We start from the raw sequence: 12,118 nt of genomic DNA on the forward strand, positions 1-12,118 counted from the left end.
TTTATGAAATTTACTTTTGCTGTTAGGAGAGAAAATTCGTGGATTACGGCACTTTCTTCAAAAAAGAAAACCGCCTCAAACTATAATGTTTGAGGCGGTAATAATATCTTATTATCGCGGTACCACTCAAATTGACGAATCGTCCACTTTTCTCATGTACTAACATACACTCCTGATTGATAACGGGTTCGGTTCCCGACAAACCATACTCTCTAAAGATTTCCGGCTGCCCTCGAAAGTCCATTCATCTATCAACTTCATACGGCAATTCCACCATCTGCCGCTCTCTTTAATGTCATTAGATAAACTACTTCTCTTTCTCATCGGTTTTTCTTATTTACAACATAACTTTAATCCAATAAAGTGCATTTGTCAAGTCAAAGTTTTTATTTTTTTAATTAATCCTTAATAACTGGAATTGGTGTATCATCTTTTGCGTCCAAATCATTAATATATTTCTTTGTTTCCCGAACCATTTCATTGGACAACAAAAGCACCGCAACTATATTTGGAATTGCCATCAATGCATTCAATGTATCAGCAATCAACCATACAAGATCAAGTGCCACTACAGGAGCTATTGCTGCTACTACGATATAAAGAATGCGATATGGAACCAGAATCTTCTTACCACCAAAATACTCTACGCAACGTTCGCCATAGTATGCCCATCCAAGAACTGTAGAATAAGCAAATGCGATAATACCTAATGTCAGAATAATTGGGCCAAGATAAGGAATCTGTGAGAACGCCATGGATGTAAGGACACCACCATTATCAATTTCATCCGCATTGATAGATGGGTTCTTCATGATTGTCGTTACCAATACAAGACCTGTCATTAAACATACAACTACTGTATCCCAGAATGTACCAGTAGAAGATACCAATGCCTGACGAACCGGATTTCTTGTCTGAGCTGCTGCTGCTGCAATAGGAGCGGAACCAAGACCAGATTCATTAGAGAAAAGACCTCTGGCAACACCAAAACGCATTGCTGCCATAATACCAGTACCTACCAGACCACCTGCTGCTGCTCCCGGTGTGAATGCAAGCTTGCAGATTGTTCCAATAGCTGGAATTATGTAATCATAATTCATAAATAAAATTATAATACATCCCAGAACATAGAAAATTGCCATAAATGGAACCAATTTTTCACATACTTTGGAAATGGACTTGATACCTCCAAAAATAACGATTGCAGTAAGGATTGCAATAATGATTCCAACTGCAACTGGAGGAATACCAAAGTTCTCGTTACATACGGTTGCAATCGCATTTACCTGTGTGGCACAACCTATTCCAAAAGAAGCAAAACCAGCAAAAATTGCAAACAACATGCCAAGCCACTTCATATTCAAACCACGATCCAGAGCGTACATTGCACCACCCTGCATACGGCCATCTTCTGTTTTTACTCTGTATTTTACAGCGATGAAAGATTCTGCATATTTCGTAGCAATACCAAATACACCTGTCAACCAACACCACAAAACAGCTCCAGGTCCTCCAAGTGCAATCGCTGTACCAACACCAATGATATTACCGGTACCAATTGTAGCTGCCAAAGCTGTTGTCAGAGCCGCAAAATTTGATACTTCACCTTCTGCTTCTGGATCCTTTGTTACTGACAGCTTAATACCTCTTGAAATTGTGTATCTCTGAATAAAGCCAGTACGGATTGTCAAAAAAACATGAGTTCCTAACAAGAGAATGATCATCGGCCATCCCCAAACCACTCCATTAATGGTGTTCACTACTGAATTAATAGCATCTAGCATATTATTCCCCCTTTTCTTCCTTTGCTTTTCATATGCACTTTTTTGTAAACATTCTGATAAATCAAAAGAGTATCGGCATGTTCGTCGGTACTCTCTCGTATATCACCTGTTTATATTTTACCTCATTGTATTCTAAATATCAATAATTGTTACAAAATTGACATTTAATTTTTTGCAAATACAGAATTATAAAGATTTTTCTTCGTTTTTATCATCCTAAACCAAACCAAAATGTTTATATGTGTGAATTTTCTGACGTTTTGACATAAAAAAACAAAATTATGTCGTTGGCGGTTCTACCTTGACTTTAACCAGATTATTTGCCGCCTTTTGAATACTATCACGATATATAACATTATCATAACGTTTTATCTGCACTTTCGTTATTCCCATTTGCTTCGCTACTTGTCTGGAATCTGCGCCATAAGAAAACATTGTAACTCCACAGGTATTCCGTATACTTTCCGCACTATAGCAAGGAATTCCAGCTTTCTTTGCATATTTTTTCATTAATCGACTAATGTACATCGGATTTAGTTTATTTCCACGACTATTATAGAATAAAAACGTATTCTCTTTTCGTTCATTGATATAACACTCAATCACTCGAACTGCATCCTCTGGAATAAAACTTTTTTCTCTGCGATCTATTATAGATACATATACTCCGTTTTCATATATAACAAAGTCTTCCGGTTTAAGCTCTACAATTTCCGTAGAAGTAAGACCGACCCGATAAAGCAATACAATAATACAATATGCCATTCTATCTTCTTCTGCAGCCAAAAGGAGTCGGTCTATATGTTCCAAAGGAACAGCTTTAACATGTTTTTCCTGCTTCGCCACCACCTTCAAATATGGATAATAATAATCTCGATAATCCTTATCTATCCCGTATTTTTCATGGTTTTCGTACACATACTCAGCAAAAGAATGTAATTCCCGAAACTTTTTTGCCATCGTTCCAGGTCTTAATGCTCCTTTGTTAACTTTATTCTGCAACACAGCAAAATATTCTTTCACTTCTACTTCTCTTATCTCAAAAAAATCTTTTTGAAAATAGTTCATAATTTCACGTATATCGGTCCGATAGGAGGCTTCTGTTGTAATACTTTTAAAATGTGTCTTAAAATCATTCCAAATCCCTTGACTGAATAAATTCTCTTGATTCATACTTATTGTTTTCTCCTTTCCTGATTGATTATATCCGCGAAGCGGAACCTATGATATGTTATGAGTATACTTCATACTATAACATTTGTGATCTTTTATTAAGTATGCAATTTTGCAACTGCATACTTAATTCTTATCTCTTTTGACTATTTCCACTTTTTCAGGCTTGGAATCAACACACCTCCCAGGCTGTTTCCCAACGTCATAATTATCAGATAAACAATTGTTTTTAACGACCATGCTCCTGCAATACTAAAATAAAACATATTGGCAATACAGTGTTCAAATCCACTTAATATAAAAACACTGACACAGAAAAATAAAATCAGAGGATTCTCTTTCTCTTTAAATCCATCTACAGCAATATACATTAAAATACCACAAAAAATGGCAAGCAGGAAAATACTCAACGGCTCATCTGCCAGCTTCGTCTCACAGATACCGACTGCATTTTCACGGATTCCCTGAATCCTTGTATTTAAAACTGCCACTGCCCCAATCCAGGTACCTGCCAGATTACCAAGCCAAGTAATAGCCAGAAGGCCCAGATATTCTATCTTGTCGCTCTGAACAACCAGATATCCGACCTTTCCTGTGTAAAGAAAGAGACCATTTAACACAATAGCATACAATCCTACAGCAAATAACAGGGATCCAATAATTTTATTATCCACAGATAAATATACTGTTCCACCAATTGAAATTGCAAGTCCTGCTCCTACAGCCAACAAAAACATCTTAATATTCTTCTTCATCTTCTCCTCCTACGCCCCAATTAGGAAAACTGACGATTTCTTTTCTATTCTCTTCTTACAAATTGCTCTAAAATGGTGTTCCCATGAGATCATACGGTGTTACCTGATATACATAATAGTTCAGCCAGTTCGTATAGAGATTATTTGCCGTTGCCCTCCATGTCAACAATGGTTTATTCTCCGGATTATCATCTTTGTAATAATTTTTCGGTATTTCAATTGGAAGACCTTTACTCAAATCTCTCTTATATTCTCCATCAAGTGTAACTCTGTCATATTCTGGATGTCCCATCACAAAGATCTGGCGGCCGTCCTGGGCCATAGCAAGGAACAGACCGGCTTCTTCTGACTCCGCAAGTACAGTTAATCTCTTATCTGCGCGGATTTTATCCATCGGTACCTCTGTATGGCGAGAATGCGGTGCCAAAAAAACATCATCAAAACCTCGAACTAATGGAATCTTCCGATTCAAAACTTTATGCCAGAACACACCAAATACCTTTTTATCCATCTGTACTTTATCAATTCCATAATGATAATAAATTCCTGCCTGTGCTCCCCAACAAAGATGAAGTGTTGATGTCACATTTTTTTTCGTCCATTCCATAATTTCTGTCAATTCATCCCAATAATCAACTTCTTCAAACGGAATCTGCTCTACAGGCGCACCGGTGATGATAAAACCATCAAATTTCTGATTCTTAATTTCTTCAAATTTTTGATAAAATTTGTTCAAGTGACTTACGGATGTATTCTTAGCCTGATGACTTGAAACCATCACAAAAGTAACGTCCACCTGCAGCGGCGTGTTAGACAGCGATCTTAATATCTGAAGTTCTGTATCCTCTTTTAATGGCATCAGATTTAAAAGTCCGATCTTAATTGGACGGATATCCTGATGTGTTGCCCGGTGTTCATCCATCACGAATATATTTTCACTTTCCAGTATCTCTTTTACCGGAAGATCATTTTGAACTCTAATTGGCATAGTACTTATTCCCCTTTTTCTTTCTTTTCTTCATTTATCACCATTCTCTGCTCTTCTGAATGGCAGTAATTCCCTTCGTCATCAACGTAGCTCATAGTATCATAATACTTAGATTCTTCTGGCAATTTCTTCCGCTCCAGTCGATAATTAATAATCATCTCCGCAATGTAATAGATAACTGCAAATGTAGGAACACCCATAATCATTCCTACGAATCCGAACAATCCACCCCCAAGGAGAATTGCCACGATAACCCAAAAAGCCGATAATCCTGTAGAATTACCCAATATCTTCGGTCCCAGGATATTCCCATCAAACTGCTGCAACAACAAAATAAAAATAATAAAATAAATTCCCTTGACTGGATCCACCAGCAGAATTAAGATTGCACTTGGAATCGCACCAATATATGGTCCAAAAAATGGAATCACATTGGTAACTCCGACAATTACACTGACCAGAACCACATAAGGCATCTTCAATATGCTAAGAACTATAAAACATAATACTCCAATAATCGCCGAATCAATAAGTTTCCCGATAATAAATCCACCAAATATCTCATTACCTTTTGTAGTCAGATGAAGTATCATGTTCGCATGTCTTGGAGAAAAAACAGCATAGACACACTTTTTTGTCTGACGTGCAAATAGTTCTTTGCTAAATAGCAGGTAGATAGATATAATTACTCCGATCAATGCATCAAACAATTCACTTAGAAAATTAATCATTCCTACGGTCAAATTCGACATGAATGCATTCACCTTATCTAAAAAGTCGGTCTTCAACCAGTTTAGAAACATATCAGTTCCTTCTTGTATCCCTGTCTTGACTAATTTTGATGTAGTAGAATCGTTAAATTTCACGTCACTAAGTTCATTTACCAATTCGGTCAACTGTCTTGGCAATGTAAAAATCAAATTCCGAATACTTGAATATAACTCCGGCAACAACAGATTACACAATGTCACAATTAGCACAACCATCAAGACCAGCGACACAAAAATACCAACACCACGCGAAATCTTCTCTGCTTTTTCACGTTTCTTTATGTATCTTTCCAAAGCAGGCACAAGGTATTTATCAATTTTTCTAACAATTGGATTCAACAGATATGCAATCACGCAGCCATATACCACCGGCTTCAAAACTCCGAAAACAGTCAGAAAACCATCCGAAAGATTCGTTAGTCTTAATAATACAAAATAAAATATAAGGCTGGCCGCAATCACAAGAAAATATGACATTCCCCTGCTAAACTGCTGGCGCAGCTTGGAAGGTCCTCTTCCTCCAATCTTTGGTCTGCTGGAATAATAAGCCTGTCCACTTGAACTTTTCGACTTTTCCTGTTCCTCTTTTTTTGGCTCTTCTTCCATGTTCATTCTATCATCCTCTTCCCTACGCAGATAAAATAATTATACCCTTTGCGCAAATCCTCGTCAACTAAAAAAGGGAAGCTCAACGCTTCCCTTTCCCTTTTAACATCCACACTTGAAAGTGGCACATTCTGTCTGTTCGCACTGACAAGCATCGCTTCCTTCTACACTGATCTTTCCGGCATGACATTTACATTCGTCATTATACATACATTCAGTTGCCTTACAATCAATATCACTTTTCGAAGAAGCTTCTCCTGTTACATTGCTGTAAGAATCTCCCTTACGTTCTTCAAAACTATCACAACAAGTCTCTTCTGAACGCTTCGCAGAATTTCCTCCCACCACAATGCTGTCCAAATCACAATAGAAATTCTTGTTATGAGTACATGTCTGTACTGTACATTTTAATTCTGGCATAATCTTACCTCCTAAATATTATAAAATATCATGGTATATTATGCCCTGTTTTCTAAGCTTTAACCGTCTGTTTAGTCCTCTTTTACAACTTCACGCTGTGTCTTGGAATCAATTTCCTCTTTGATATCTTTGATAAATGCTCCAATCTCTTTCTGACCTTCATCACCAGCAAAACGGCTTCTTACAGATACCAGATTCTGTTCTTCTTCCTTTGCGCCCACAACCAGCATATAAGGAATCTTATTCATCTGTGCCTCACGAATCTTATAACCGATCTTTTCGGCTCTTTCATCGATCTCAGCACGGATTCCTGCTGCTTCCAGTTCAGCCAGCACCTTCTGTCCATATTCCAGATGTTTCTCTGAAATTGGAAGTACTTTTACCTGTACCGGTGCAAGCCATGTTGGGAATGCTCCTGCAAAATGCTCAATCAGAATACCGATAAAACGCTCGATAGAACCAAATGCAACACGGTGAATCATAACCGGACGATGCTTCTCTCCATCTGCGCCTGTATATTCCAGATCAAAACGCTGTGGCATCTGCATATCAAGCTGAATTGTACCACACTGCCAGGTTCTTCCAATGGAATCTTCCAGGTGGAAATCAATCTTCGGTCCATAGAAAGCTCCATCGCCTTCATTTACAACATAATCAAGTCCAAGATCATCTAATGCACCTTTCAGACCTTCTGTAGCCATTTCCCAATCTTCATCACTTCCCATGCTGTCTTCTGGACGAGTAGAAAGCTCTACGTGATATTTAAATCCAAAAAGGCTGTAAACTTCATCAATCAATCCTGCAACACCCTTAATCTCATCACGGATCTGATCCGGAGTCATAAAGATATGTGCATCATCCTGTGTAAAGCAGCGTACACGGAATAATCCATGAAGCGCTCCAGATTTTTCATGTCTGTGTACCAGACCAAGTTCTCCTACACGAAGCGGAAGATCCTTATAAGAACGAGGTTCTGATTTGTAGACCAGCATTCCTCCAGGACAGTTCATCGGCTTCACTGCATAATCTTCCTCATCGATTACAGTCGTATACATATTATCCTTGTAATGATCCCAGTGTCCTGAATTCTCCCAGAGATGTCTGCTTAATATAATCGGAGTAGAGATCTCAACATAACCATTCTTCTTATGAAGATCTCTCCAGTAATCCAACAATGTATTCTTAAGAACCATTCCTTTTGGCAAGAAGAATGGGAATCCCGGTCCCTCATCACACATCATGAATATTCCAAGTTCTCTTCCTAATTTTCTGTGATCACGCTTCTTTGCTTCTTCCATCATGTGCAGATAATCATCCAAATCTGCTTTCTTTGGATAAGATATACCATAAATTCTGGTCAGCATCTTATTCTTTTCATTTCCTCTCCAGTAAGCGCCAGCCAGACTTGTCAGCTTAAATGCCTTCACATTCTTTGTTGACATCAAATGAGGTCCTGCACAGAGATCTACGAACTCTCCCTGCTGATAGAAACTGATTTCCTCTCCTTCTGGAAGATCTTCAACCAATTCCACTTTATATGGTTCATCTTTTTCTTTAAAATATGCGATTGCTTCTTCTCTGGATTTTGTAAATCTTTCGATTGGCAGAGCTTCTTTCACAATCTTCTTCATCTCAGCTTCAATCTTTTCCAGATCTTCTGCCACAAATGGAGTTTCTCTGTCCAAATCATAATAGAATCCATTGTCAATAGATGGACCAATGGCGAGTTTTGTCTCAGGATAGAGACGTTTGATTGCCTGTGCCATAATATGGGATGTAGTATGCCAGAATGCCCCTTTTCCATCCTCTGAATCAAATGTTAAAAGTTCCAATTCACAGTCTTCAGAAATCTCTGTTCTCAGATCTACGATATCTCCATTGACCTTTGCGCAAGTTGCTGCTCTTGCCAATCCTTCACTGATATCTTTTGCAATGTCCAACACTGACATGCTTGCGGCATATTCTTTTGAAGAACCGTCTTTTAATGTGATTTTCATGTTTTTACCCTCTCTTTTCTTAGTATTGCAAGCTATTTATTTTTATGGTCTTCTAAACCTTTTGCAAACATATTATGGAAATCCAGACATGTCCGTTTTAAAGACAGTGGTTTTCCTTCTCGATTCAGGAAGCAATGTCTTGTGAATCCCCGGCAGCACACCATCTGTGTCTTGGAAGAAATCACTTCATATCCCACCGTCAACTTGACTCCATTATATTCCTTAACAAAAGTCTCTATTGTAACGGTATCGCCAAAATGAACCATTCTAAGATACTCAGCCTCCACCGATAAGACCGGACTTATGATCCCTTTCTCTTCCATCTGATCATATCCCATGCCCATCTGCTCCATATAGTCTGTCCGTGCTTCCTCGAACCAGCGAATATAATTGGAATGATGCACAATTCCCATCTGATCAGTTTCATAATATTGCACCTTATGTTGATAAGGTTTCCATTCATCCATTCTTACACCTTCTATTTTATTTAAAATAAATTCTTTCGCAATCTGGATGTTCTCCGGACCACCCAGTCGGCTGCATTGTTCCGATTCGATACATATCCTCTGAAGTAATTATAAAATCAAAAACATCCTGATTCTGTTTCATACGTTCATATGATGAAGCCTTAGGAAGTGGTATCACATTTCTCTGAATCGCATAACGAATACAAATCTGTGCCGAAGAAACTCCATACTTTTCTGCAAGTTCAACAAGCAATGGATGCTCCAACACTCTTCTTCTTCCCAAAGGACTCCATGCCTGCACAAGAATTCCTTTTTTCTGACAATAATCTAATGTCATCTCCTGTGTATGTCCCGGATGAAATTCAATCTGATCAACAGCCGGACGAATCTGCGTATTCTGAAGAAGATTTTCCAGATGATGCGGCAGAAAATTGCTGACACCAATCGCCTTAATTCTTCCTTCCCGGTATAATTCCTCCATTGCCTGCCAGGTCTCAATATCCAACTGCTTCCAGTCTTGATATCCTGCCTCTGGCAATGGCCAGTGAATCAGATACAAATCCAGATAATCTGTCTGCAGCTTTTCAAGCGAAGATTGAAAAGCTTTTTTCACATTGTGATATCCCATATCAGCTTTCCATAACTTAGACGCCAGAAAAAGCTCTTCTCTTTTCACTCCTGTCTCCCGGATTGCCTCTGCAAGATATTCCTCATTCTGGTAAAATGAAGCCGTGTCAAAATATCGGTAACCAGATTCTATCGCTAAGCGAATACCCTTTGCGCCACATCCGTCAGATGATTTATATGTGCCAAATCCAACACAGGGAATCTTGACCCCATTATTCAATTCATAACAATCGTAAATGCTTTTCATATTGATTACCCTTTACTCAAAGTTTCTTATAGAATAAAAAATCCCTTACAGCATCAGCTGTAAGGGACGAGTCATTCTCTTCTCGCGGTTCCACCCTGCTTGCCCTGGCATCAAATACCAAGACCACTTTATTACTGATGATAACGGAATCACCGGACTGTTTTTCAGTCACTCAGAGGTAGTTTTCAGAAGGTTCCTAAATAAGAAGCTTTCAGCCAATGACTTCTCTCTCTGCTATTTATTTCCCAGCTTACTCGTCTCATCAACGTATTTTCCATATATGAAAACATTATAACACGGTCATTTTCTTTGTCAAGATAATATCCACATCTTCCACACGGCGAAAAATTCCCGGGTCATATAATTTAGAAGCAACACTGGGTGACAGCTTGCAGCTATCGGACATGGGTGTTGATAGCCGAGCTTTCTCGCATAACGTAAGGCGCGATACATATGAAAATTATTCGAGACAATTCCTATCTCATCTTCCATACATTCTATGTACTGAGAAGATAACTTTAAATTCTCTTTTGTTGTCCTCGACTGATCTTCCAGAATGATTCGATTTTGCCCGATTCCACAAGAGATTAAGTATCCCGCCATAGCTTCCGCTTCTGACACTTCTTCTCCTTTTCCTTTTCCGCCGGAGACAATCACTCTGGTATCTGGATATCTTTCCAGATATTCTTGTGCCTTATCAAGCCTGCGTTTCAGAGAATCCGTAATACTTCTCCCTTTTACCTGTGCACCCAGGACAATCAGACAAGAAACTTCTTTTCGTGTCCTTGGGAACATGCCTGTTACAATGATTCCTTCTGTAACAATAAACAGGAGCATGAAACATGCCAGGATCTCCCAGACCATCTCCAACACTTCAAAACTGCTTGCCAGACGCCAGCATAAGATCATCAGAATCCCTGTCACCAACCAGAATCTTGAAAATGTTGAATCCCATTTTCTTAATACAATACACAAAAGTATATAGTACGTCAGACATAATATTCCCAAAACTAAAAACATTATTTACCACAACACTTCTTATACTTTTTACCAGAACCACATGGACACGGATCATTACGTCCAATCTTCTTCTCTTTGCGAATCGTACCTGATTCTTTCTGTTCTTTATAAAGCTTCTTTAACTCTTCCTCGGAATAAATATCTTTCCACTGTGGAAGTTCATACAGCCAATCAGCCTTTGCAGCTACCATGTTTTTATATAATTTTTCTTTGTCAAATGCCAGACTTACTACTGTATCCTCATCCATTGTCTCGATTGGATTCGCTTCTTTTAGGCTTTCATTGATTCCATCCAGGAAACCAACCATAGTCAATACTTCCTGACCATACTTTTCAGCTAATTCCTTGACTGTTCCCTTTACTTCTTCATCTGGATTCGACAGAAGCTGTTCATAGATTTCTTTTTCAATTTGAAAATAAGTTCCCCAGAATTTCTGAAGCTGTCCTCTGTCAGCTTTTTCATTATAAGCAATATCTTGCCATTGTTCTAATAATGTACGACTCATATTTTCTATACTCCTTTGTATTCATTTGCAATTTTCTCTTGCTCTTTATATAATATACTAAAGTCTTGAAAAGATGTAAAGGATGATTCTTATGAAAAAAGTAAAACGCATTCTGGCCGCTATTGGTGCAATTCTACTTTTTGGCATGTATGCCAGTACGCTCTTGTTCGCGCTGATTGACCATTCTGCCTCCAAAGGTCTGTTAAAAGCGTCTATTGCCTGCACTATCATATTCCCAGTGCTTCTCTATGCTTACACGCTTGTCTATAAACTTACAAAAGACAGTTCGGCAGATATCGAAGACGCTGAACAAACAGATGAATCTGCAGCCTCCGGCCACGACCAAAATTAAGAAGAGACAGGTCCTCCAATTCGACCTGTCTCAGCTTTTATTCTTATACATATAATTCTGCCAGAACCATTGCATGATCCTCTTTTGCAATTCCTCCCCATCTTTTGTTCTGCTCATTTTCTCTGACTTTTTTTCTTTTCGTAAGGTATTCCTCCATCGATATTACCTCTGGGTAGTTTTCTTCTCTTTTTTGTCGCATCGTAATACCTCCATTCTGTTATTCATACTCACGCCTTATTATTATATTGGTACTTATCCTAAAATATGCCTTCTTTTTACAATTTCAATTCTCTTTTATTCTATCTGAGAAATGTGTCTGGGATGTGGATGAATCCTAAAATATTTATTATAGATTTCTTAAGTGGGAATTTAGATGAGTGAGTTGGTAATTGAGAGTGTACGGCGA

At 38.4% G+C, this 12,118-nt stretch carries 13 protein-coding genes and 2 other annotated features; of the genes, 1 reads left to right on the top strand and 12 read right to left on the bottom strand.

Annotated elements, in window-relative coordinates; translation table 11 throughout:
• Positions 1-87: 87 nt before the first annotated feature.
• Positions 88-333, bottom strand: a binding site (T-box leader).
• 65 nt (positions 334-398) lie between these two features.
• The 11 genes from ACQRBH_RS16495 to ACQRBH_RS16545 form a co-directional block, all read right to left on the bottom strand.
• Entirely contained in the window at positions 399-1,784 is a 1,386-nt protein-coding gene (locus ACQRBH_RS16495; RefSeq protein ID WP_427762545.1) for an alanine/glycine:cation symporter family protein, read from the bottom strand.
• A gap of 279 nt (positions 1,785-2,063) precedes the next feature.
• On the bottom strand, positions 2,064-2,957 hold the full coding sequence (locus tag ACQRBH_RS16500) for a tyrosine-type recombinase/integrase (protein ID WP_427744569.1): 894 nt from the start codon (positions 2,955-2,957) through the stop codon (positions 2,064-2,066).
• A gap of 146 nt (positions 2,958-3,103) precedes the next feature.
• On the bottom strand, positions 3,104-3,712 hold the full coding sequence (locus ACQRBH_RS16505) for a formate/nitrite transporter family protein (protein WP_427762546.1): 609 nt from the start codon (positions 3,710-3,712) through the stop codon (positions 3,104-3,106).
• Between the two features lie 67 nt (positions 3,713-3,779).
• Positions 3,780-4,700, bottom strand: a complete 921-nt coding sequence (gene metA, locus ACQRBH_RS16510) for a homoserine O-acetyltransferase MetA (protein WP_235234176.1) — start codon at positions 4,698-4,700, stop codon at positions 3,780-3,782.
• 5 nt (positions 4,701-4,705) lie between these two features.
• Positions 4,706-6,082: an AI-2E family transporter gene (locus ACQRBH_RS16515; protein ID WP_427762548.1), complete on the bottom strand. Its 1,377-nt coding sequence runs from the start codon at positions 6,080-6,082 to the stop codon at positions 4,706-4,708.
• 96 nt (positions 6,083-6,178) lie between these two features.
• Complete coding sequence (locus tag ACQRBH_RS16520) at positions 6,179-6,496, bottom strand: DUF1540 domain-containing protein (protein ID WP_235234173.1); 318 nt, start codon at positions 6,494-6,496, stop codon at positions 6,179-6,181.
• Between the two features lie 71 nt (positions 6,497-6,567).
• On the bottom strand, positions 6,568-8,493 hold the full coding sequence (gene thrS / locus ACQRBH_RS16525; RefSeq protein WP_235234172.1) for a threonine--tRNA ligase: 1,926 nt from the start codon (positions 8,491-8,493) through the stop codon (positions 6,568-6,570).
• A 32-nt stretch (positions 8,494-8,525) separates the two neighbouring features.
• Positions 8,526-8,960 (bottom strand): acyl-CoA thioesterase, encoded by a 435-nt coding sequence (locus tag ACQRBH_RS16530; RefSeq protein ID WP_427744576.1) that lies wholly within the window; start codon positions 8,958-8,960, stop codon positions 8,526-8,528.
• Between the two features lie 16 nt (positions 8,961-8,976).
• Positions 8,977-9,834 (bottom strand): aldo/keto reductase, encoded by an 858-nt coding sequence (locus ACQRBH_RS16535; protein ID WP_427744578.1) that lies wholly within the window; start codon positions 9,832-9,834, stop codon positions 8,977-8,979.
• 59 nt (positions 9,835-9,893) lie between these two features.
• Positions 9,894-10,109: a binding site (T-box leader), on the bottom strand.
• Between the two features lie 37 nt (positions 10,110-10,146).
• Positions 10,147-10,743 (bottom strand): YdcF family protein, encoded by a 597-nt coding sequence (locus ACQRBH_RS16540; protein WP_427762550.1) that lies wholly within the window; start codon positions 10,741-10,743, stop codon positions 10,147-10,149.
• Positions 10,744-10,853: 110 nt separating this feature from the next.
• Positions 10,854-11,360, bottom strand: a complete 507-nt coding sequence (locus ACQRBH_RS16545; protein WP_235234166.1) for an SEC-C metal-binding domain-containing protein — start codon at positions 11,358-11,360, stop codon at positions 10,854-10,856.
• Between the two features lie 91 nt (positions 11,361-11,451).
• On the opposite strand from ACQRBH_RS16545, the gene ACQRBH_RS16550 reads away from it, so the two are divergent.
• The gene (locus tag ACQRBH_RS16550; protein WP_427744582.1) at positions 11,452-11,712 is read left to right on the top strand and encodes a hypothetical protein; all 261 of its coding nucleotides are present in this window, start codon (positions 11,452-11,454) and stop codon (positions 11,710-11,712) included.
• A gap of 43 nt (positions 11,713-11,755) precedes the next feature.
• Here ACQRBH_RS16550 and ACQRBH_RS16555 read toward each other — a convergent pair whose 3' ends face one another.
• Positions 11,756-11,911, bottom strand: a complete 156-nt coding sequence (locus ACQRBH_RS16555) for a hypothetical protein (RefSeq protein ID WP_235234161.1) — start codon at positions 11,909-11,911, stop codon at positions 11,756-11,758.
• Positions 11,912-12,118 lie beyond the last annotated feature (207 nt).

This window comes from Bariatricus sp. SGI.161, from assembly GCF_050313695.1.
Taxonomy (GTDB): domain Bacteria; phylum Bacillota; class Clostridia; order Lachnospirales; family Lachnospiraceae; genus JAFBIX01.